The sequence below is a fragment of the Sphingobacteriales bacterium genome, assembly GCA_016700115.1.
Classification (GTDB): domain Bacteria; phylum Bacteroidota; class Bacteroidia; order Chitinophagales; family UBA2359; genus UBA2359.
The window spans coordinates 5,573,853-5,598,511 of record CP064999.1; the positions used below are offsets into that span (position 1 = coordinate 5,573,853).

Annotated in this window: 10 protein-coding genes; 3 read left to right on the forward strand and 7 right to left on the reverse strand. The window is 40.4% G+C overall.

Annotation, left to right across the window (positions count from 1 at the left end):
- Positions 1-115: 115 nt before the first annotated feature.
- Entirely contained in the window at positions 116-13,177 is a 13,062-nt protein-coding gene (locus IPM47_20035; protein QQS29096.1) for a T9SS type A sorting domain-containing protein, read from the reverse strand.
- 1,170 nt (positions 13,178-14,347) lie between these two features.
- Here IPM47_20035 and IPM47_20040 point away from each other — a divergent pair.
- The gene (locus IPM47_20040; GenBank protein ID QQS29097.1) at positions 14,348-16,003 is read left to right on the forward strand and encodes an NAD(P)H-dependent oxidoreductase subunit E; all 1,656 of its coding nucleotides are present in this window, start codon (positions 14,348-14,350) and stop codon (positions 16,001-16,003) included.
- A 128-nt stretch (positions 16,004-16,131) separates the two neighbouring features.
- Here the strand turns inward: IPM47_20040 and IPM47_20045 are convergent, their stop codons facing one another.
- The 5 genes from IPM47_20045 to IPM47_20065 all read right to left on the reverse strand — a co-directional run bounded on the left by IPM47_20045 (position 16,132) and on the right by IPM47_20065 (position 21,406).
- Positions 16,132-16,485, reverse strand: a complete 354-nt coding sequence (locus IPM47_20045; GenBank protein QQS31537.1) for a DoxX family membrane protein — start codon at positions 16,483-16,485, stop codon at positions 16,132-16,134.
- A gap of 332 nt (positions 16,486-16,817) precedes the next feature.
- Positions 16,818-17,096, reverse strand: a complete 279-nt coding sequence (locus IPM47_20050) for a septum formation initiator family protein (GenBank protein ID QQS31538.1) — start codon at positions 17,094-17,096, stop codon at positions 16,818-16,820.
- Positions 17,097-17,356: 260 nt separating this feature from the next.
- The gene (ccsA, locus tag IPM47_20055) at positions 17,357-19,873 is read right to left on the reverse strand and encodes a cytochrome c biogenesis protein CcsA (GenBank protein ID QQS29098.1); all 2,517 of its coding nucleotides are present in this window, start codon (positions 19,871-19,873) and stop codon (positions 17,357-17,359) included.
- A gap of 87 nt (positions 19,874-19,960) precedes the next feature.
- A complete protein-coding gene (locus tag IPM47_20060) occupies positions 19,961-20,383 on the reverse strand; it encodes a cytochrome c maturation protein CcmE (GenBank protein QQS29099.1) in 423 nt (140 codons plus the stop codon).
- A gap of 486 nt (positions 20,384-20,869) precedes the next feature.
- Positions 20,870-21,406: an alpha/beta fold hydrolase gene (locus IPM47_20065; GenBank protein ID QQS29100.1), complete on the reverse strand. Its 537-nt coding sequence runs from the start codon at positions 21,404-21,406 to the stop codon at positions 20,870-20,872.
- A gap of 664 nt (positions 21,407-22,070) precedes the next feature.
- On the opposite strand from IPM47_20065, the gene IPM47_20070 reads away from it, so the two are divergent.
- Complete coding sequence (locus IPM47_20070; GenBank protein ID QQS29101.1) at positions 22,071-22,880, forward strand: hypothetical protein; 810 nt, start codon at positions 22,071-22,073, stop codon at positions 22,878-22,880.
- Between the two features lie 52 nt (positions 22,881-22,932).
- Here IPM47_20070 and IPM47_20075 read toward each other — a convergent pair whose 3' ends face one another.
- Positions 22,933-24,036: a hypothetical protein gene (locus tag IPM47_20075; GenBank protein ID QQS29102.1), complete on the reverse strand. Its 1,104-nt coding sequence runs from the start codon at positions 24,034-24,036 to the stop codon at positions 22,933-22,935.
- 200 nt (positions 24,037-24,236) lie between these two features.
- Between IPM47_20075 and IPM47_20080 the strand changes: the two genes are divergently transcribed.
- Positions 24,237-24,623 (forward strand): SirB2 family protein, encoded by a 387-nt coding sequence (locus tag IPM47_20080; protein ID QQS29103.1) that lies wholly within the window; start codon positions 24,237-24,239, stop codon positions 24,621-24,623.
- Positions 24,624-24,659 lie beyond the last annotated feature (36 nt).

Genomic DNA, 24,659 nt, shown 5'->3' on the forward strand with positions numbered 1-24,659 from the left:
ATAAGTTAGTACCCATCAATTTTAGAAGATTTTTTCTTTTTGAATTTTAAATAAAAAAGCCGCCCATTCTTTTTAGAGAATGAGCGGCTTTAATATTAATCAAATGAACAATGGACTATCTCGACAGTACCATTTTTTCAGTGATTACAGTTCCGTTGTTCATGGTCATTCGACAAATATACACCCCGTCGGGCAATAATCCTGCATTGAACTTCAGGGTTGCAGGAGTTGCAGCGACCAGTTCGCCGTTAAATATCTGACCTATCCACTCGCCTTTGATACTGTAAACATCCAATCGGGCAAGTCCGTTACTACCGGATTGCATTTCAATATTCGTTTCTTCCTTGAAAGGATTGGGATAGATAAACATACTACATTCATCTTCTGCAATCTTTCCACGTCCACGTTGTTGCAACGGCACCCAGAACCAGCCAATAGTTCCTTGTGAAGGATTACTTGAATCGGTTATCGTTACAATATACCATCCAGAAACCAAACCGGTGATTGTACTTAAGCCCACTCCGGAGGTAGGTCCGGTATAGCCTGTAGGACCACTCCATTCATAAGTATATGGGCCGGTACCTCCAATGACAAACAATTGAATAGCACCTGTTCCATTACCGTTGTCTGAACTAATCGTATAATCGAAGATATTGACCAATTCATTGGCATTCGGAGTTGTATTGCTCGTAAAGGTCAGTTCACTGCTTCCACAACCGTTTGCATCTGTTACTGTCAGGTTCCATTGCGCACCCTCTGAATAAATTACTGTAATAACACCGGGCGAAGTTACCTGATAAGTTACATATCCAATGTTGTTCCACTGATAATTGTAGGGCAATGTTCCTCCATTGAATATGATGGTGGCTACATTGTAGAATGTAGGAATAACCCCGTTATTACCTTCGTTGACTTCACCATTTGACAATACCTGGAACTGAGGCGGTTCGGTTACTGTCACACTTCCTGTAAATGTACAGTTGTTAGCGTCAGTTACGGTATAGGTATAGTTGCCGGAAGACAATTGAGTAGCCGTAGCTGTAGTTTGTCCATTGCTCCATAAGTAGCTGTACGGAGGCGTTCCTCCTACTCCTGTTGCAGTAGCAGATGCATCGTTATCACCAAAACACAACAGATTTGAATTGGTGCTCAAAGCATTTAGTACTGTTGGTTCGGCAAACGGAATGTTGAAAACCTCTTCACAATTGTTTGCATCTGTTACAGTTACACTATGAGTTCCTCCACTAAGTCCGGTAGCTGTATTTCCAGTTTGACCGTTGCTCCATAAGTAACTGAATGGAGGAGTTCCGCCGGCGGGTGTTAAAATAATACTTCCATTAGCATCCCCATTACAAAGTATAGGAACTTGGAGATTGGTTGAAGTAATGGCTGCCGGTTCTAAAACAGCTAAATTGGGTAAGACGAATGTACAGTTATGTGAATCTGTTACTGTAACACTATAGGTTCCACCGCTTAGTCCTGTTGCTGTAATTCCGGTTTGACCATTATTCCATAAGTAACTGTATGGTGGTGTTCCACCTTGTGGTGTCAAAGCAATTGTTCCGTTTCCATCTCCGTTACAAAGCAAGTTAACCGTGTTGTTTGCTGCAAGTAATGGGTTGGGTTCAGTAACAGCTATTGTCTGAGTTTTAGCACAATTGTTTGCATCCGTAATGGTCAGCGTATAACTTCCTGCTGTCAGGTTGCTGATAGAAACAGTCGTTTGACCATTGCTCCACAGATAGCTGTACGGAGGTGTTCCACCCCCTGCAACTAATGCTATTGCACCATTTGCACTTCCGTTACACAGAGCATTTGTTACAACAATATTGTTAAATGCTATCTCGGTAGGCTGCGTAATTGTTACCGATATTACTTCATCACAGTTATTGGCATCAGTTACAGTAACCGTATGTAATCCCGCATTTAAGCCGGTAGCATTTGTTCCTGTTTGTCCATTGCTCCACAAATAGGTATAAGGAGGAGTACCAAGTGAGGCAATAACATTTGCCGTACCATTGGTATCGCCAAAGCAATTGAGCATTGCAGGTGCAGGAATATTCAATGTTAATGGCGGAATGAGGTTGATATCAACGGTATGCGTAATTACACATCCATTTCCAAAAGATACCACTAAGTTATAAGTACCCGGAGTTAAGTTGGATGCAACAGGCGTAGTTTGCAGAAGAGCATCATCCCATTGATATTGAACATTACAAATTCCGAACCGGATATCCGGTCGTTTTGTGTAGTTGTAGTAAGCCTGGGTTAAATCACAACCTCCAAAGCCGTCATCATCGTACATGCCTAAGGTTGATAAGTACGGAGTTTCGGATACTGCTATGGCATCATTGTAAAACTCGGCATTTGTCTGTTGATAACAAACATCAATAATAATGTTCGATACTCCGTCCCACTCATAAGTATATCTCAGTTTATGCATATTCCAGCCGGCAACAGTGGTAACAGGGCCTTCAAAAACAGTAGTACCACTTGGTACAAATGTGCCCGGTACCAATGCGTCCATACTGGTGCATTGCAACTTGATAGTAAAGCCATTGATGGGCAGTACGCTAAGTTTTTGTATGACGTTAAAACCTATATAGCTGATTGTGCCTTCGGTCAGTCCGGCCGCCCTTAACTCATCGGCTGTATATAGGAACTGGAAGCGAACGTCTTCCCAATCTGTGGCATAAGGTGTGAGCTGGTCGGATGTGCCGCCATCAGCAGGTGTGCTGATGAAACTTGGATTGACACAAGGTCTGCCTCTTGTTCCACATTCCATTTGGACTGTAACAGTAGCAGATCCATCATTTCCTGCACATGAAACATCGGTTGTTGAAGTGATGTCCACCTGATTACAGGTAGAGAATGGGAAGATATAGGGATCTTGAAGCCGACCCAATACCGCATCAGGTTGGAAACGAAGTGTATCTAAGCTTTCCGGGTCTTCAGGTGCAGTTAACACATAAACCTCGTCTTCACTGGCATCATACATTTCGAATTGTATAGGTTTACCAATAGAGGTTTCATCACCATATACATTCAAATATACCAAATGTCGGTTGACCGAAGTTTCATTTTGTACCATTTGTACTCCCTGAGTAGCACTTATAGGCTGACAAACTACTGCACCATTTTCAACGGTGGCTGTGATGATATCGTTTACATCGGTAGACTCTATCAGGTTCACACTTAATACCCCAACAATTGTCATACTATATTGATAACATCGGGAATTGACCGACCAAGCCGGAGGTGCAAACTCGGGATAGGTTAGATCGAAGGGATTTTGAACATATAGTTTATAGCCTTTTCCGGGTTCTAACATTTGTAGGTTTCCACTTGACCAAGCTGCTCCATCGTATTGGGCAAATCCGTCAACCTGACTGCGAATCAGGTCATTTTGTGCAAAGTTGAGGTTGTTAAGAGCATCAACCACTTCGTCTTCAGTTTGTGATGTGTATCCGATCCAATTCCACCCGGGAGTAAGTGATATGGCATTCAAAGGTGCATCAACAGGTTCTCCTACCAAACAAACAACATCAGAAGTTGCAGCTATTTTAATGAGATAAGCTTTCTCATTTTCAATCGTTTGCAAAGAACCGATCCAACCTAAACCTTGCGTGTATTGGGCAAATCCATCTTGAGACTTGATAATGTCGCCTGTAGTTGGATTTACTAAACCTTCAAGCACTTTATTGACCGACATGTTATTGCCCAGTATGTTAAACGATACCCAGTTCCATCCCTGATGCAAATCTATACATTGTACCCTGCCTTTTGCGTGTAACCGGACCGGATTATTATTGGTTCCGGCAACTGTACCGTCCGTGAAGGTTGCTGTAGAATAGAAAACACCCGGTGGTTGTGCTCCGGTAGAGAGTTTATGTGCAGGACCTTCCTCTCCATATTGCAAGCCAAGATCAGCATCCCATATCCTGAACTCTATAATGTCCCCGATTGCATTGTTGCTGTATATGTCTAAGAATGCAATATATTTCCAACCACTGTTGGTAAAGACTTTTTCGATGTTAGCAACTCCTCTGATTTGGCCATCTACAAATGCTGCTACACGGTCAAAAATATCAACAGATATTTCATTCTGTATAAACGGACTGGGGTTCATATCCAATTCGCAGACTAAGTTCATGCTATATTCATAGTCGAACGGATTGACTACCCAAACCGGTGGTTTTGCCAGTACTGTTGTCCTGACAATACAGTATGAAGTAAACTCTACGGTGTTTGGATTAAGAAGGCTGTTTACATCTACTCTTAAAGTATCCTGATAAGTTACCCCAAATGGCAACTGTGTAGAGTTAATCGTGATATTAGCCGACAAAGTACTCGTTCCTGCTATACTTGTCGCATTACCCTGTACTGTATGGCTTAAAGTTGCCGGATTGTTGACCGATGTAGTAAAGGTCCGTGTTGCTGCTCCAACATTGATAAGTTGTATAGGAACATCTTGTATTGTGCCCTGATACATGGTGATGTTTACAGTCGGTGGATTCCAATAAACCTGACGACGCTGAACAACAAAACTCCAGGAAACAGGTGCTGCTATATGGTTTCCGAAAATGTCCTGTGCATCTGTTACGGTTATTTGTAACAAATGTCCTTCTATTTGATCCAGTACTTCAGACTTGATATTAAATAACAAGCGAACTCCGGCATTGCCACCACAATCCAATGTAAAATCAAAGTTTGAACCATATTGCAAGGTGTCTCCCGTAGTAATATTGACCACATGTATGGATTTCGGAATGGTGCCGAATGGTGTAACAATATCCGGTGTTGGGTTGAAGGCAGTTGGTATGAGACAGTTTATGACCTCGCTGAAATCCACATAAATTTGATCCCCTTGCGCAAGTACTCCGTCTGCAGGCTGAGGAGTGCCGAATAAACCGTTAAATGACCGGTCAATAACACCACTTAAGTTTTCAGATGAACCTATTGCAGTTCCGGTCGCAGTCTGACAGATTGTTCTCGCTCTGATTTCATACGCCCCATCGTCCAGTGCTGCCACATTAAAGTTATGAGTATAGTAGCCATCCAGAAATGTAGTAAGGAAAGCTCGTGTAATTGGTGCAGTTATCGGCAACCAAGGCGAGCCGGGTATTTTACTTCTATACTGTAAGTGGACTTCATCTAATGCAGTTGTATCGTAATTGGCTATGGTTATCGGCAGAAGATTTCCACTATTGGCATGTACTAACCAATTGTCTATTGGTGAAGCTATCGTAATGTCTGAGCAGGGATTTACAAACCGAACAGACATTGTCATTGTATCGGCATTCCACAAATTACCACCGGCGTTCCAGGTTTCAATCTCACAAGAAGCATAGGTGAAAATTTGCAAATTCATATAATCATACGCAATCGGTCCTCTATAAACACTGACCACAATTGGCAATGATTGCCCGCCTGCTAATGTAAAATCAATACCTGCAGAAAGTGTCTCACCGGCTATATCTACTATAGCTCCGTCCGGGTTACTTGCTGCTACCAAACGCACGGTATAATCAAATAACTCGTTGCTTTGACTGGTATTCTGTAGGGTTACCAGGAAGTTAGCGGCTTCGTCAGGCGGAATGTTGTCTTTGATAGGTGCATCATTCAAAATAAGATCAGAAGAAAAGCGAGTTTGAGTTCCCGGTTCATAAGGACAACCACTTCTTCCCGATTTGAGTTTAAACACCGGCACCCCAAAGGTTTTATCATTGGCCACATCTACGCTGAAGAAGTCACCGACATCATCGTCTGAGAAAGTATAGGAAGAGGTAGTAGTGCCTGAATTTTCAAAACCGGATCCCCCTCCTATCTTATTTTCTGTTTTAAAGAAAATATTGTCTTCGTAACCGGTACCACCAACATCCACTTTAGCGATGAGTGCGATACCGAATTTGATCACTGCAAAAAAGTCATAACTACCGGTAGTAGTTGCAGTTATTGTTGAAGCAGATGAAAAATCAGCTCCTGCACTGAAAGAATAATTAGCTACAAAATTGTTGTTCAACGCTTTTGTAGTTTCAGTTTGTTCTAATTTAAGAATATTTTGCCATTCAATTAAAGAGTTCCTGAATTGTTGGGCACTGTCTCCTTTTGCTTTAGCCAATACTGCATTTCCTGCAAGGGCTGCGGCTACAGAATCGCCTTCATACACACCTATAATTTCGTTATATTGTGTAGTCAGTGTGTTTTCAATATGCCATTGGGTATAAACAAAGGTAGTTGCAAATTCAACCGGATCTATTGCAATACCATTATCGGTGAACACTTCACAATTATTGTACAAGACAATATCTGTCAGTGCATAAATCATATTTGTACCCGCTCCTGCATAAAGATTTCCGGGTTTACCAATCAATACAGGGTTTCCGTCTGCGGTTTTAAAGTCTTGATTTAAGGCTGTCGTGCAGTTGTTCCATTCGGTAGATCCATTTGCAGCTATTCCCAATTCGAGGTTATATTGAGTAATCACTGCAACCTCTCCTCCGGTATAGTAGCCAAATCCGGCAAAGAATTTTACCCCTGCAGTAAACTGCCCTTGACCACCAATCGTATTAATCGTTTCATATTCAAACTTGTTGCTGTTGCAGGTCGTGCTGTCTTCGGCAAATGAACTGCTACTGCCGTCACCCGGAGGGTCGCGGAGAATGAGGAAGGGTTTTTCGGGAAACTTCGTAATAAACGTGCTCTCTCTTGGTTTTTGACCCGTTACCAAAACTGTAAATTGTTTGGCAGGTGTCAATGCGCCTGCAACCTCTGCAGTTACACTGAAAGATTTCAAATAAGGTGCCGAAGTTTCGGGAAATACCGGTTTCAGAGTATGGAACCCAACGCCTTCGTAGAACGGAACACTGATACTGCCTAAGTCAGACACATTATCGGTGATGTACAAAGTACCTGAGTCTGCAGGGCAGATTGTACCGTTATAGTTTTGGAAAACCTCAATGCTGATGGCTTGCTGATCATCTACTTTCATCAGATAATGCAATCCGTCACAGGTTTTGGTAGTCGGCAAATCACTCAATGTGAGTTGGAATGGTTTGTTATAAACAAAGGTCAAAGTGTCTGCTTCTTCGGTTTTCAGATTTGTATTCTGACTTCGTGAAAGGAAGTAATTCTCTGCCTGAATATTCTTCTGACCGTTAAACATGACAGTTTCAACCATTACATTGTATTTCAGCGGGGGACCCTGAAACTGGAAGTACCCGTTTACCGGATTAAAGCTATAAGGTGTTGAAGTAGGTGTAATTAAGTAGTTCATACATGGCGGGTCGGATGTAACACGAAGGCTGACATCTCCAATCAGGGCATTGCAAGCCCCTTTCACCGTACCGCTGATGGTGCGCAAGGTTGTATTGGTAAAGTTAATATCTGTTATGTTATCACTTACATACCCAAGATTAATCTGAGAAGGATTAAATACATGATCCCCGTTTCTCGGTTCTATGATATAAGTGCCGGGTTCATTCAGGGCCAGGGCATAAGTACCGTCCAATTCAGTAAAGTTGCCATAGAACAGACCGTTCACCCAAATCTGTACACTGTCTTGCGGACATTGGTTTAGCGTATTATACACCACCTCACCGGTTACAGAGAATACGGTATTGTCGGTAAAGTTCACATTGTTTGCCAAATTGTTGTAAGTTGTCAAGGTTCTGTTTTGGAATTCTGGAGCAAATCCATGTCCTTCTTTTACCGGACGTATGTTAAACTCTGCTTCTTCGCCAAAGAATATGTTATTGATTTCATAATAACCTGCCGCATTCGTAGTTGCCGCATATTTAACAGGCGGAGTATCATAAGTCCAGAAAGCTCCTTTTATAGTAGCATGAGCGCCTCTGTCTAAAGCAAAGTCCGCAGTTTTATCTCCTTTACCTTCACTAAAGGCATAATACCCTACTAAACCGGTTTCGTCTCCTCTCAAATAGCGGTTTTTATTCTCCAGAATCGTCGAAGGATCTAACAATATGTTCCATATACGAACTTCGTCTATCATTCCGTTGAAGAAATTGTTTGTGCCGAAGTAAGAACCGATATACAATTCAGAGACTGTGGTATTAAAGCCGGCCGGCATGCTTCCTTGTTTTACCAGCACCCCGTTTCTATATAAGAAAGCTATTTTGGTTGTGTTATTGAATGCAATGGCATAGTGATTCCAGCCATTGTTCCAGGTTGTCGTGTCTGCACCTAATGAATTGGCTGTATTGTTAAAGTTTAATCCAAACTTACCAGAGGCATTCAAACCGGATATAATATTATTAGAGGTTGTGCCTAATGATAATACCGCTCTTTCGCTTCCTGTTGTAGGTAGTTTTGCCCAATATTCAATGGTAAAGTCCGAATTAGACAAGTTTACATCTGTCGCTACGCTGGCAAAGTTGCTTTGTGAAGCATTGAAATATAAGGCATGTTGGTGTTTGTTGCCATTGGCCTGAATTTCAATATCCGGAACACCTGCCTGAAGTGTAGATTTCACTTCGCCACTGATACGCCCAACGGGTTTGACAAAACCTTCATCGCAAACCCGGTAACTACTGCCCCAGACATTGCTATATACTTCCAGACAATAGCGGGACAATTGACCGGGGAAGGCATCATAATCGTAATAGATACTTGTTGACAAGCCGGTTTCGGTAATCAACTCATCGTCCCGGTAAATACGGAACCCATCTGCAACGTTAGCATAACCTGTATTCTCCCATTGCACTTTGACGCGATTCGAGAACGTTCCGTCTGAAGCAAGAAGCGTAATAGGCGGTAAAACGAAGATATAGGCCGAACCATGATCATAACTGCTTGGTGTTAAGTCACTGTCGTCCCCGGGCGCTCCAATTACAACAGTATTGTTTTGCATGGCAACAGAACTTCCAAACTCATCATACCCCGCACCGGGATCCGGTGCTACTAATCTAGCAACTGCCTGCCATACATTTCTGATTTTTTGGTACACAAATACAGCACCTGCATTAGGTCCGTTGCTGTCATTCAACGGTGCTCCAATCACTGCCCGGTCACCTACAACAGCAACACTGTTTCCAAAATGATCGTAATTGCTTGGAGTCGGTGCTTTAATCGTTTGAATTTTGTTTTGGCTGCCGGTATTGCTGTAATTAAACAGATATACCGCTCCGGATTCAGTTGCTGCATCATTGTTAAATGGCGCACCAATAAACGCTTCAGTGCCGGTAATTAAAGCCAGCGAGGCACCAAATCTTTCTCCTGTATTTGAAGACCAAAGCCAACCGTTGATGCCCGATTGCCATACCATACCTCCATTACTTCCCCCATTGTTACTTGTCGGATCACCTAATAATACATTGCTGCCTCCATTAAACAGAGCAACCGAAGTTCCTTGTTTTGTGGCTGCATAAGGCGACAAAGCTGCTGATAATGACCCGTTGGTATTGGCATTATAGCGATAAGCAAATCCTCCTCCTGCACGGTCTGGCGAACCAATGGCTGCCCAGTCTCCTAATAAGTCAACCGATGTGCCAAAACGTTCGTAGCCGTTTGTATTTACTCCATGGTAGTCGCTGGGTTTTTTGGTATGATCGTGTACCCACTCATTGGTTGTCGTGCTGAATTCATAGACCATCACCGCTCCGTTATCATAGCTTAATGCCTGATTTACAGCTGTGCCCTGAAAATCTGCATCCGGTATTCCAACCACTATCCTGCTTCCGTCAATTGCAACAGCTGCACCATGTCGTGAATTACTATAATTAATGGTATATGAACTATTATAGATGGGGCATGTGGGACACCATGCACCTAACGTGTAAGATGTTGTTACAGCTTCACTCGGTTTAGGCAATACTGCTACCTCCGTCCATTCACCGCTTTCTACTTTAAACACAAAAGTATTACCAGGGTTGCCGGGAGCACCCATAACTACATTAGTGCCTGATATATCCACTGCACTTCCTGCTCTTTGGTATGCACCCGACACACTTGGTATCAGTTTCCTGCCTGATGAAGACATGTTGATGCCGGTAGGTGCTGCAGTTTGAGTGCTGCCCTCATTACAAGAAGTATTAGGATCAGATTCTCCGAGACCGGGTTTGTATGTTACTACGCAATATTGATATATAGACTGAGAATTGACCGTAAAATCATCATAAGAAGTGGTTCCCAACGGTCTGGTCGCAATTAAAAATCCATTCCTGTAAATCCGGAACGACCGGCCGGCCAAAGCCGAACCATCTGCCCATGTAATGGTTACCTTGTTGGCATAAGTGCCGTCAGTTGCCTGCACACCTGTTGGAGATTTAATCTTGGCCATCCCTGTTCCGGTTGAACGTTCAGAGTTGCCCAATAATGGACTGAAAGATTCGATTTCATAATCATAGTTTTGAAGCGACTCAATTCCTGTTTGATCGGTATAGGATAAGGTTGCGGGATTGGTAATTGTTGCCAGCAAACCGCCATCTCGATACAGCCTGAATCCTGTAGCAACCGCAGAAGTATTAGACCAATTCAAAACAATCTTGTCTTCGTGGTTGGGCGTTCCGTTGGTGATACTGGTAAAGTTCGGCTTCACAATATTGATCTTGCCTTTATCGCAGGCAAGGAAGGAAGTCCCCCAACTGCCATGATAGGCTTCGATACAATAATTATACTCCACCAAACCCACTACATCAAAGTCAACATGTGGAGAAAGAAATACCGGCAAATCTGCAATCAACACATCTCCCCTGTAAATCCTCACGCCTTCAGCAACAGAACCGGGTTCAAGAGTCCATGACACCTCTATTTTGTTTTCAAATGTGCCGTCTGTGGCTGATACCGTTGCAGGTGGACGGATCCGGTTTCCACCAAACTCACATAGCGGGAGAGATTCACCGATAGTCGGTATAATGGCAACAAGGCAATATTCATAGATTTCATTTGAAACAGCATTATAGTCACTAAAAGTTGTAACTGTCGGATCATTAATAGTTACCAATACGTCATTGTTACGGTATATTCTGTAACCCGTATTCATACTTGTTAAATCGCGCACCCAACTCAGGGCAGTCCGGTCTTCGTAATAATCTACATTGAATGTTGAGCCGTTGAACGGATAAGTTGCCGAAAACGCCAATGGTTTGCGGATGGATGCAGATCCAACATCACATGAATTAGAAGACATCACTTCTATGCGTGTAACCACCGTATCATAAACATAAGTGGTATTTGCCCAAATTGTATCCAATGTTTCTACATTATAGGTAGTCGGGTTTCCGGTGATAGTATCCAGTACTCTCAAATAGGGTTGGTTAGCATCGTTTAGTGAAGTAATAACAGCGGGAATGGTGTCAAAATCATAAATTGTCTGCAACACATTGAATACTGTATCATACTCCGCATAAAACTGACGCAAGCAATAATCGTATTGAATCAGTGAATAGACTGCATAATCCTCATACGTAGTAGTAGAGACCGGAATAGTATCTATGATACCTCCGTTTTTGTAAATAATGATGCTGTCCTGAATGATGCCGTTGATACATTTCGGGTTTGGCAATCCACTAAGGGTGCTCACGTTTTGCCACATCAGCGTAATATGGTCTTCATACAAATCGTCTGTTGCTGTGAAATTTGCAGGGGCAGCAATAGTGCCTTTATACCCCAGATCACATAAGGGCTGAGATTGTCCCCAGGTTGGGTGGTTGGCAACAACACAGTAATTATATAAGGTATCCAAATCAACAACAGTATCGTCGTAAGGCAAACTGGCATTGGCAAAGGTGCTGATCAAATTGCCGTTTTTGTATTTATAGATGGTATAGCTTGAGGCAGAAGTACTGGGATGAGGTACCCAGGAAATGCGTACAAACTGTTCAAAAACGCCATCGGTGGCAGTAACTACAGAAGGCTGTGCTAAGAATTGGTAAAAATAGGCCGCCCCTGCATTTGTTCCGTTTTGAGTGTCTCTAAATGCTCCAATTACAGCCGCATTATTATTGATAGCAACTGCATGTCCAAACTGCCCTGTTGCTGCACCGGGAGCTATGGGATTTAAAATATTGGCAAATTGTGTCCAGGTTGCCCCGCTTTTGGTATAAACATAGGCAGAACCTGCAGCACTGTTTTTAAATCTCGCTCCGACTATGGCGGTGTTTTGACTGATACTCACACTCCAACCAAAATTATGATTGGCTGCTGCATCTGAAGAATTGATCTTCGTCTGAGTGATGAAATTCGTTCCACTGAATATATAAGCAGAGCCTGAATTGATTCCGTAATCATCATCCCCGTAAGCTCCGGCAATAATCATCCCGTTGTTGATTGCAACAGAATTGCCTAAATAATCATTCATTTGTCTGTCGGCTGCAGTTACCTTACCAACATTGACAAACGCCGGAGTAATTGCCGGCGGGGTAATCACCTGTTCATATATATATACAGCACCGGCATTGGCAAACATAACAGGGGGAGTACCCGGCACATCACTGTAACGGGAGCCAACCGCTAATGTGGTATTTTCCAAACTAACGCTAATCCCAAACTCATCCTGAAGAATTCCATCAAATGCCACTAACTTCTGCACTTGTGTCCAACTCGACAAGTTGGAACTTGTAAAAATATATACTGCTCCTCCATCATTCCCAACTGCATTATCACTATATGCACCAATAGCAATTATTCCATTACTAACCGCTACCGATGCCCCAAACTGATCTCCGATAATACCTCCGGCAGGAATTAGCTTTTGTGCAAAAACCCAGTTACTCCCACTTTTAATAAATACATAGGCTGCTCCGGTATTATTACTGACCCCGGGGGCACCTACAACCATTACTCCATTATGTATAGCAACTGATGCTCCGAAATAATGGTTAGAGTTGCCATCCAAAGCCATCAACTTAGGGCGGACCTGCCAGTTAGTCCCCACTAAATCGTAAATATAAACTGCACCTTTATTCCCGATATCTCCGGGAGCTCCTACTACAGCGACCTGACTGCTGATAGCGGTTGCTGAACCAAAATCCTGATATTGTGAAGCAGGAAAAGGAGTAATCTTATTCGTTACATCCTGTGCATTTAACGAAAATACATTAATCATTAACCCTATCAACATATAGGCTATTGCCTGATAAGTTACATGTCGGTATTGGTTTGCTTGAAAACGATAGCTTAAAAACCATCGTATTTGGTTGGGTAGCATGTTGGGTAACATAGATAATGGAATTTGAGTATTAATAATTCAATCGAAGTTTTTTGATTTGCTTAGGGTCTGTTCTTCTACTCTTAAAAATTTAAAGACGAAGGGCGGTTGTTGTTATGCTTTTCTTTAAAAATAAAGACAAATGAAAAAAAATGCGTCTTATTATGAAACTTTAAGTCTGAATTGCATTAAAAAAGCTCCTATGTAGCCAATTTAAATTAAATATGACGTCGGAAATTTAAAGTATAAAGAACATTTTGGGGTAAAGCTACATTTTTTTATCTTTTTTACCCCCCTTTTCTGTCAAAAATTTGTCATTATTTTTTAACAAATAATAACATTTTAGCAGCTGTACAATCATACACCTTAAATTAGCATTTAAGCCCGATTCTTCAAATATTGTGAATACTTTTGGATAGGAATTTAAATTAATTTTAATTACAAATTAAATAAAAAAATTGCGTTAATACTAAAATACATTCAATTTAACCGCTTTATTCTAGGCTATTTTTTTTAAAATATCTGACGAGGTTTTCACATCCTAATTTTCATCCTCCTGTTATCTATTTCTTTTCTTTAAGGTTTTTAAATTTCAATTTTGAATCTCTGCCATTAACTGTTGTCAACCTGCAATGTCACTTTGTGCCTCTGCATTAATTCAAAGTCCCCCTGCAAGGAACTCTTGTCCCCCTGCATTAACTTAATGTGCCCTTGCAAAAGGCCTTTTCCCCCCTGCATGAACTTAAAGTGTACCTGCGAATTGTAAATGAATCTTTGAAAAATGTTTTTGTTCCCCTGCAATATATCAAAAACCCTCTGCAATAAACTATTGTCAACCTGCTATGACTTTATGTGCCCCTGCAAAAGGTTATTGTCAACCTGTATTAACCTTTTGTTCACCCAAATTTTTGTTCTATTTTTAATTTTTTCTTAACGCATAATAAACAAACTATCCGTTTTGCTTCCATACCGTGTAAAATCAAACTGCCCGAGGTGCGTTAACTTATGCCTGATAATTTTCAGGTTATATTGGAATCCAATTCTTGTAAGGCAATTCTCCTGAATAATTACTTCAACCAAATACTAAGAACATCTAAAAGTGATGAATAAAAATCCCAACCTTTCAATATGCTTCTTAAAAATATCGTATCTTGAAACCCCATTTCATCATTTTAATGCATCATGTCCAAAAACCTATCCTTTCTTTCAGGCCGGCAGGGTCTCGACCATAATTTGTTTGAGATACTGGCAAAAACAGCAGAAGGCAAGGGCACTCCTTCTAAGGAAGATATTGAAAAACTTGCCGCAGAATTTTTAATGGGTAAAGCAAATGTGTACGGGGCAACTACATTTTACGACTTTCTAAAGCCTGAAAACAAAGAGAAGCAAGTATATGTCTGCAATGGCAGTGCCTGTTTAACCGCCGAAACTCAGGATAAAGTAACCCAGGTACTCTCGACCTGCTTTTCTGAAGAGAAAATTGGGGAAATGTGTTGTCTTGGACGGTGTCATGAAAACAGTGCTTTTCATTATAAGGGTGTTAATTACTCAGGTAATGACATTGACCATCTTGCTGAGATTGTCCAGGGCAAAGTGTTGCCGGATGATCAATATTATACCGGAAGTTACGGTACTCCGGTTCTTACTCAACCTGTTACTGACATCGTCAACTATTTCCGGCTTTGGAACAAAGCTTTACAACGCCCGCCTTCCGAATTGCTGGAAGAGCTTAAAATTTCGGGTTTAAGAGGCAGAGGTGGTGCCGGTTTTCCGATTGCTTTTAAATTGGAATCTTGCAGGAATACGCCCGGCGATCATAAATTTATCGTTTGTAATGCTGACGAAGGAGATCCGGGCGCATATTCAGACCGGTATCTTTTAGAACAACAACCTGAAAAAGTATTATTAGGCATGATGCTTGCCGGATATATAACGGGAGCCGATTGGGGCGTTTTGTACATCAGGGCAGAATATCCACATTCAATCACCATTATAGAGAAAGCAGTAGTTTGGTTGTATGAACATCAGTTAGTTGGAGAAAATATCCAAAATTCAGGTTTTACATTTCATTTCAAAATTATCAAAGCACAAGGAGCTTATATCTGCGGTGAAGAAACAGCCCTCCTTTCTTCCATCGAGGGGCAACGTCCCGAAGTTCGGGTACGCCCGCCATATCCAACACAACAAGGGTTATTCAATCGTCCTACTGTGGTTAACAATGTTGAAACACTTGCTTGCATTCCTTACATTTTGGAACATGGCGGGTCACAATTTGCAGCGATTGGCAGAGGAAAATCTACCGGTACTAAACTTCTATCTTTAGACAGTCATTTCAACCGCCCCGGTTTATATGAAACTGACATGGGTACGCCCTTATCTTTAGTTGTTCATGAACTTGGGCAGGGGTTTAAAACTCAGGTTAAAGCCATGCATATTGGCGGCCCTTTAGGAGGATTGGTACCGGTTCAGAAAATTGATGAACTGACCATTGATTTTGAATCTTTTGCCGAAAATGGCTTCCTTCTCGGCCATGCATCTATTGTCTGTATCCCCAAGCAATTCCCAATCATTGCCTATTTACAGCATTTGTTCCAGTTTACTGCCCACGAAAGTTGTGGAAAATGTTTCCCCTGCCGTTTAGGCTCTACGCGGGGCGCAGAAATGTTGCAAAAAGCACAGTCGGAAGGTTATAAAATTGACCGTGCTTTATTTAACGATTTGATAGAAACATTGGAACTCGGTTCGCTATGTGCGCTTGGCGGTGGATTGCCTCTTCCCGTAAAAAACGCACTGCAATACTTTGACTACGAACTGTCAGGCTATTTTGCTAATCATTAAGGTGTAGCTCCCAAGATTTGAGAACAGTAAATCTGAAAAAAGGAAACTGTCATTTTATTAAATGTTACATTCTCTAAAATGACAGTTCCCTAATCAGCTAAAATATGTCTGTAAAAATGTGCAACAACTTAGTCGTTACCAAATTGATTGGCAATCACTAACGCTGCCCCCATTAAGCCAATATCTTTCAAAAAATTTCCCATTGCAGCCTGAGCACCGTCTCCCCCTGCAATTACACCGGGAAGGTGAATACTTAATACATAAATAAGCAATAACAAAGCCAGCAGCAAGCAAGCCAATCTGGTTTTTTTTCTGAGTATAATACTAACTCCGGCTGCAATCATTGAAAGCCCGGTTATGTAAATCCAAATCGCTCCTCCGGGTATCGGTACCATTCCGGCCATAGCATCAGCCCCCATTAAATGAAATAACCCGAACACAAAAAAGGGTACGGTGTATAAAATCTGCCCAATTCTCGTCAATGGAATGTTGTTCATAAAAGTTTGTATTTTGTTGGTTATAAAAAAAAGAGTTTACAATCTGTAAGTACCTGAATTGCTTAAGGCAATTAAATTTGTTGTTCAAACAATGAGGGCAAAGTAAAACTTTCTTTTCAGATCTGCACTTTTTGAAGCAAATTTTCCTGAAAAATTTGTAACTATTGAGGGTAAAAGAAGAATAACAGATTCCGAAGCCTGACAAATTTATACTAAAACCCAAATTTATTTAAACCCTTTAGTAAACAACTGAAAAGCAATAGCTGCCAACCATTTGTCCTTGAAAGTTTGGATAAATCCACTAAAAAATCTGTGTGTTATTCTTTAACGATGATGAACACATCTTCTTCCGGTCGTTTCATCAAATAATGTTCCCGGGCAAATTTTTCCAAAGTAGCGTTGTTAGTCAGCAGTTCTTTCAACTCGGAGTTTGATTTGAGGATTTCGGCTCGGTAGAAATCCTGAATGCCTTTCATCTCTTTAATTTCCATTCGCATTTTAATTTGCGAAAGAAACGTATTGCCATCAAAAAACAACATCCATATCAGAAATAACAAGGTAGTCAGGACATATCTGTTTTTTAACCACCCTGGCATTAAATCGTATGCTAAAGAAAGCAATGACATAATTTCAATATTCAATCATTGAAGTAGTCTCACTCTGCTATCGTCAAAGAAGTTTACAAAAACCTCCTTATTGTTTGGAAATGCTTTGCAAGGACCTGTTAGCGTGCCAAGATAAAACGATTATACGATAATATCTAATGAGTAGATTATTTTTACGCTATTTTGGGTAAAATTGGCATAATTCTATGATATACGGCTAAATTAAGAGCTAAGTTTTCAAATAAAGTGCCCTACCCTTCTTTATCCCTGATTGCAGTAACTGGTTGTATAAGAGCGCCTCCACCTGAAATATCGTTAACGCCGCCTGTGGCGAGTTTTGTTTTTTGAGAACGCCCTTGTTGATATCTGTGAACTACACTGATAATAAAACCAACAGTCATAATCAAACACCCTAACCAAAGCAGGTTGATATACGGAAAAATAATTGCCTTGAGTATGATAAAATCAACAGGCCGGTTGCGTTCAACGATTGCCAGTTTAATTTTTCCTTTATCCGGCAATATTTTTTCAAATTTGATGGTCATGTTCATCCCCTCTATCTCAGCAACTACATTGTTTTCAACACTATTCCGAATATAGTAAATCGGTTCGGCTGTGTATTTCTTACCCTGCATATCAATTACCTCCAACTGAGCAGAGGCAGCAATATCTCCTTCGGCAGGCACATAGTTAATGGCGACAGGATTTGGATTAATTCTTTTGAGCACCACAAAACTTCCGGAAGTAATAGCGGTATCTCCCGGCGCTAATTCTATCTCTTTGAGTTGTTCAGATTCATTATCTTTCGACTTATCGGCTACTGAACTGACATGAGTAAAAATATCTTTGGTGAGATAGTGGCGGGTATCCGGATTTGCTATCAATCCCATATTCGGGTTAATCTGAGCATTGGGATATAGTGTAAACACTTCACTGGGTTTGTCCTCTTCGTTTACCTTTTTTTCGTATCGCACTTTATATAATGTATTTGGTGGAACCAGTGAATCACCGATATAAGTTACCCAATATGGCCCCATTTGTATGGGACGGTCTTTGTATAGCAGAATATTCTCCCGTTTGTTTTTTTCGTTAAAGGCTTCACCATAATCAATTCCTGCGGTATTGATGGAAATCGTTTCCTGTTTGCCGGCTGAAATCAAAGCTCCTAACAACAGGATTCCAAATCCTAAATGTGCAACAGAACCACCTGCCACTTTTATCTTCCCTGATAAAACTGTAAACAGATAATTGGCATTTGCAGTGATGGTAAACAAAGTGGCAAATAAAAGCAATCCATAGGCAAAATGAGTGATTTGCAGCGCAAACCCTATAATCAAGGTAAGTGCCAAAGCCACCAAAGTTGGAGCTACAATTTTTTTAACCGCCGTAGAATTGCCGGTTTTTTTATACCTCAGGTACTGAATAATTGCACTTAGCAAAGACACAACAATGGCAAACCACACAGTATAGCGGTTGTAATGAGTGATTGGCTCTGTAATTGTAATCTTTGTTCCAAACAATTTGTTGACCACCGGCCAAGAAGTGTCCAAAGTAATCAAGACAGAAACCAACAACAATACCAAAGAACCCACAAACATCCAAAACTCGCGTGAGTCTGTGGCTTCCTCTTTGACGGGAGCCGGCATTGCCTTCCAACCATATACCAATAAGCCGGCAGATAAAATTATAAAAGCAAGCATAAAGACCAATAACTGTCCCGACATGCCTAAATCGGTAAATGAATGAACCGAGGAATCGCCTAAAATCCCGCTACGGGTAAGAAAGGTTGAGTACAAGATAAGCAAAAAAGACAAGATTAACATTGTCGAAGTTGCCCTTAGTGCATGACCGGTATGTTTGTAGGCAAGCAAAGTATGAATCCCTCCTATTAAAACGATCCAAGGAACCAAAGATGCATTTTCAACAGGGTCCCAAGCCCAAAAACCTCCAAAACTCAAGGCTTCATAAGCCCAAGCCCCACCCATTAAAATCCCAACTCCTAAAACTCCTCCGGTTATCAAAGACCAAACTAAAGCAGGTCTGACCCAATCGTCGAAATTGCGCTTCCACAGGGCAGCCAATACATACGCAAAAGGAATAACCGTTAAAGCAAAGCCCAAAAACAAGGTTGGCGGGTGAATGACCATCCAATAATTTTGAAGAAGCGGATTTAACCCACGACCATCCGTAACAAACTCAAGGTAGTTGGCACGCATAAAAATGGGGGAATCTTTCATTTCATCCCGCAACAACACAAAAGGGCTGCTCCCTATTTTATAGCCAAAAAAGTAAATCCCGATTAGCATGGCAGCCAAAAATATCTGCAATAAACTCACCACACTCATCACCCTGTTTTCCCATCCTCGTGCAAATTTGAGTAAAATCAGTCCCAGAAAAGCAGTCCAGAACTGCCACAGCAAAAAACTGCCCTCCTGTCCTTCCCAAAAACAGGAGATCATATAATATACCGGCAAACTTCGCGAAGAATGTTGCCACACATATTTATATTCAAACCGGTGATTGAGTATCAGAAAAAACAAAATAAGAATGATAGCTACAACTGAAAAGGCATGGAGTATAAATCCAGTTCGCGCCAGTTTTTGCCAGGAACTGCTTTCGGTCAAATTGACCCGCTCTGTACTTGCTGCTTTGTAAAATCCGATTGCGGCAAGCAAAGCAGCAACCATACTGATGAGGGTAAACAAATGCCCTAAGTTCCCCGGCAGCAACCATTCGCCGATATACTGTATATCTAATGCTTTCTCCATAATTAACTTTTCACGTATTTTACTGCCATTGTGCAGAATACTCCGGCAGCTATTTCCCCCGCCATATATTGACTTAACTGTTTAAAATCAGTTGACTGTGGCGGCTGCTTGTGGAGAATAATAGCCTTTGTCATCTAACTGGTCTTCGATATATTTTGAAGGACATTTGAGTAAAATTTTTGTGGCGTGAAATTCTTCACCCTGCATTTTGCCCGTTAACACTATTTTTTCAGAACGCTCAAAATCAGTAGGTTTAGCGCCATAATAGACCACCTTTCTGGTTTCGTTGTTCTCGTCCATCATGTAAAAAGTAAATCGGTTGGCATCCTCTTCGGGGCTATAGTGCATCTCTTTATCAGGAGCTAAGATTCCTACAACCTGAAACTCTTTCCCTGCATTTGAATTTGCCGTTGCAAAAGTCTCATAAGTGCTGTAATTAGAAGATGTTCCAATTATATAAGCTATAAGCACTCCAATAGCCAATAACGCAGCTATATGACTTTTCTTCATTTGAAAATATTTTTAATCAAAATGGTAGTATTTCTAAGTTATGCACCACATCAGTAGGTTTTCATAACTCATTTTCGATAAATAAAACGCTAAGGTACAGTTTATTGTTCTGATTTTCTAAACTCATAAAACATATCACTCCAAAATATGCCTTCATCAAAAGGGACATTCTGTTTTTTGGGTTTTGAATATTAATTTGTATCGCAAACCCGACTTCTTTTTTAAAGTTAGAGTGTTTTGAAACCGGCAGATAGCACTTCATCAACTTTCCTGAGATAGCTTGGCAAATGTTCTATAATCCGAGTAAAATGTCAGCAAGTTCGTGAGGTTGAGATAAAAACGGAGAATGAGCCGCATTTAACTCAAAAGTTTGATCCACCGGCATCCTATTCACCATGAACTTTTGCAAACGTGTGGTTACAGCTCGATCAACAGAAGTGAATATGTACACTTTTTTCACTTTCCCGTAACGTTCGTTAGAAATACTTAATGGGGTACCAACCGGTATATTAGGCTCTTTGGACAACAGGAAACTGCATAATGCGACATCTTCGTCAGAACAATCATGATAAAAGATTTCCTTAAACATCTCAGGCGGGGAAAATGCCAACCTTCAGGTTCGTTAAATATCAGGTTTGACACTAAGGCAGATTCGGTGTCTGTCAAAGCTGTCGCAACCAAGGGTTCTCCATTGGGTATCAGGAATGCGCAGAGGTAAACCAGTTTATCAATTTTTTCGGGAATTTTTTCGGCAACTTCTGAAATGACTATACCCGCACGGCTATGTCCGATTAATACTACCGGCCTATCATATTTTTCAATTGACTTACAAACAGCATCAACATAATGCTCTAAAGTAATCTGTCCCGGGAGTGTTGTATCATGACCATGACCGGGCAAGTCAATTGATTCCGAAGTATTCCCGTTTTTGCTTAATAAGGGTTGCATTTTAAACCAGCACCAGGCAGCATGGAATGAACCGGGAATAAAAACAAAGTGGTGAGTTTTGATGGAGTTTGTCATAAATAAGATGATGTGTAATGTAAAGTATCTACCTGACCTATATAAAGTGGAACCACTTATCCAAATTTGAGTACGTTTCATAAGGTAATCTCATTCAATTCAGGCTAATGTCCTTTGAAAACTCCAAAATAGTGAAAATACATAATTTCTTGTGAAAAATTTAAAATTAGTCCGACTTTTTTTAGAAATTTTTACTTTTTTATCAAATTTCCCTAACATTCTCACCGACTTCTGCGAGTTTAGCTCAAAGTTAAGTTCAAATGAGTACATAAAAAAAGGAAACAGCATTGGTGATTAACCTCTACTATTTCCTATAATGTCATACGTTTTTAACACTGTTTAATGTAAACCGCATGGGGACACAATACAACCTAAAACTCCTCTTTTGAGATCCTTAAAAAAAAGTTAACCCACAGCAATTTCTAACTTTAAGATACGAGTTTCAAAAATTAGGATAGCTCTTTTAATAAGTTCCAGCAAAAATAAATCCCTGTTAATTGAAAACTATTGAAATTTTCAGAAATAAAATTTAATTTCTAATATTTTCACCTTACCATCTTAGACTATTCTTATTTTTGCATTTATCAGTATCTGATAAAATTTTAACGGGGAAAGAATCAATACTACCAATGAAATAATTAAGAAAAAAACAAAGTGATTAACAATGAAGGAACAAATACTTCCGGACCAGCTAAGTATTGAACAAGCCTCTCAACTGATTGACCGTTTACTGCATTTTTTGAAAGATGAATTTGATATTAGTTCCCGCACAGTTGAAAATGAAACCGGCGTTACCAGTTTAAGCAAAGCTCGCCGGTTTGATCTTTACCGAATGAAAAGGCTTTCCCGTCATAAACTGACGGATATACTGGCAATTTTAATGGCATATTACAAGATTACAATTTTCAGAGATTCAGAAAAGAATGATTATGCTTTTGATACGGGTATGGTAAAAGATGCCCCCGAACAGACCAATTTCACACATTATTACTATTATTATTACAGTCACTGGAATGAATCAGTAAATTGTGCCGTAATTAGTTTCTTAAACCACCATAGTAAAGCGCAACTGACCTATTATGACTCAGACGGCACTCCTATCTACCAATCCGGCAGAGGGCGAGTGTGGAGGACAGGCTCTACTTTATTTTTGGAACTCCCCAACAGCAAACCAGAACATATTTCACTGATCTGCCTTTATGTTGGTTTTAACCGCCATTTGGATGATTTTGATTGGATTGCAGGAACTTATGCAGGAACTAGACTAAGAGATGAAGCCCCGGTATGTGGACTAATTTTAATTAAAAAAATAGGCACTTCAACTTCAGATATGCCTGACATACCGATAATTAAAAGCGAAATACCTAAAGTAGTATCTGAATTGTTGTTTGGCAAGCGAATGGGGGTTTTGCCGGTTATTGCTTTCAGCGAAAAAGACTTAGCTAAAATCATATCGCAAAACCACAATGCCTAATAATTGAGAACCGTCAATAAGCTTACTTTCCCAACATTCAGGAAGCCTTTGATTACTGAGTTTGTTGTTGGTTGTATTTTATATCTATAATTTCAAGGTTCAACCAATTAAAATCGCCCTCCTCTAATTTCCAGACAACTTCCAGTTTGACCGGAATTTCAAAACCATTTATTTCCCGATAGGCTTGAGACGTTATTTCCCATTCACGCAAAACAGCTTCTTCTCCGCTACCCATATATCTTTGTGTGGTAAATTTTTTAAATTGTCCTTGTCCGTTAAAATGGAAAATTCCTGAGCCGCTAATTCCTTCAAAGTTCATGGTTGCTTTTGCTGAAACCGAATCAATAGATTCCCAATGAATATATGGACTTACCGCAGCCGAAGGGAACCAAATGATTTCGGCTAAATATCGTTGTAAAGTACCCTGATCAATTTTTTCATCGGCGGCATTGACCATATTTATCAAGCCAAGCGCTTTAATAATCATGCTTCCCTTCCCATCCATATACTTATCTCTGCCGACCACTTCCAACATCGGCATCATTTGCATAGACACCTTCCAAACAAAAGCAGGCCGGGCTACAGTAAAAAATTGATCCGCCTCTGCCTCTATCCATTCTTTTTGGCCCGGCTTTGTTTTCATCCATACTTTCTGTTTTAACCATACATTGTGTATGATTTCTTTTCCAATTGCACCGGATTGTTGTAGCCATTGTTGTACCGGTACAGGCAAATGCTGAATATTCTCCTGAGTTAAAATAGCGGCTTCAGAAACCGGTGTTGATTGAAACATTTGATTGATTTCAGTTTGAACCATATTATTAAACCGGCTTTTTGCAAAAGCTGTTATGGCTACTATCAGAATAATCAAATTGAGTATTGAACCAAATTTGGCATCCTGCCACGCCCCTATTATAAGCACCTGAGATAAAATTACTCCGGAAAAAGCAAACCACCACCAACCATTAATTTTACCAACAAAAAGGAAAGTTGAGCTTATCAATAACAGAAAAGCTAACATCCATATAGTACCCCCAATCTTTGAAACAGGGAGCATCAACTGGCTAATATCGGCCAATTTATATCCCTTGACAAAACCTAATAAATGAATAAGTGCATGAAAAAACATTAAACCAGATAAAATATAACGTAGCATAATGACATTGGCTTTGAAAATGAGATGATAAAAATCGGATACTTCCAGTTTAAAAATAATGAAGCCAAAATGTAAGGATTTTCAATCATTTACGGCTAACAAATCAGAAATAAAAGCAAAAGTCGCATTTTTTTATTGAGTGTGGTTGGCAGTGTCAGGTAAATTGGTAGTTTTGTGCAAACCTTAAAAAATATTCAATTATGGGAACATTTGGCCCCGATTTTGTAAAGCATTTGCATCTTGCTACGGTTATTTTATTTTTGCTTTCCTATCTGGCAAAAACAGTATTGCTTTTTTTAGATGAAACCCGGGCACTTGAAAATTACAAGAAAAAAACCATCGCAACTGAAGGTGTAATTTCCTTGGTTTTTTTAATTACGGGTATTTATATCCTTACAACTTATGGAGGTGCCTGGATGAAAGTCAATGGCTGGTTTCATGTAAAACTGACCTTAGTTATACTGGCATTGCCTTTGGGATTTATCGGATTTAAACGCCGAAACAAGTGGATGGCAGGTCTTTCTACCCTGATGTTTTTAGTAGTATTTATACTCGCCCTGATTAAGGGAAGTTCTAATTACTTTTAACTAAAAAATTGGTCGGACTTAAAATATTAAACTAAG

Coding starts and splice junctions, on each gene's coding strand:
- IPM47_20035 (QQS29096.1), bottom strand. CDS start 13,177: ATGTTACCCAACATGCTACCCAACCAAATACGATGGTTTTTAAGCTAT.
- IPM47_20040 (QQS29097.1), top strand. CDS start 14,348: ATGTCCAAAAACCTATCCTTTCTTTCAGGCCGGCAGGGTCTCGACCAT.
- IPM47_20050 (QQS31538.1), bottom strand. CDS start 17,096: ATGCCAGGGTGGTTAAAAAACAGATATGTCCTGACTACCTTGTTATTT.
- ccsA (QQS29098.1), bottom strand. CDS start 19,873: ATGGAGAAAGCATTAGATATACAGTATATCGGCGAATGGTTGCTGCCG.
- IPM47_20060 (QQS29099.1), bottom strand. CDS start 20,383: ATGAAGAAAAGTCATATAGCTGCGTTATTGGCTATTGGAGTGCTTATA.
- IPM47_20065 (QQS29100.1), bottom strand. CDS start 21,406: ATGACAAACTCCATCAAAACTCACCACTTTGTTTTTATTCCCGGTTCA.
- IPM47_20070 (QQS29101.1), top strand. CDS start 22,071: ATGAAGGAACAAATACTTCCGGACCAGCTAAGTATTGAACAAGCCTCT.
- IPM47_20075 (QQS29102.1), bottom strand. CDS start 24,036: ATGCTACGTTATATTTTATCTGGTTTAATGTTTTTTCATGCACTTATT.
- IPM47_20080 (QQS29103.1), top strand. CDS start 24,237: ATGGGAACATTTGGCCCCGATTTTGTAAAGCATTTGCATCTTGCTACG.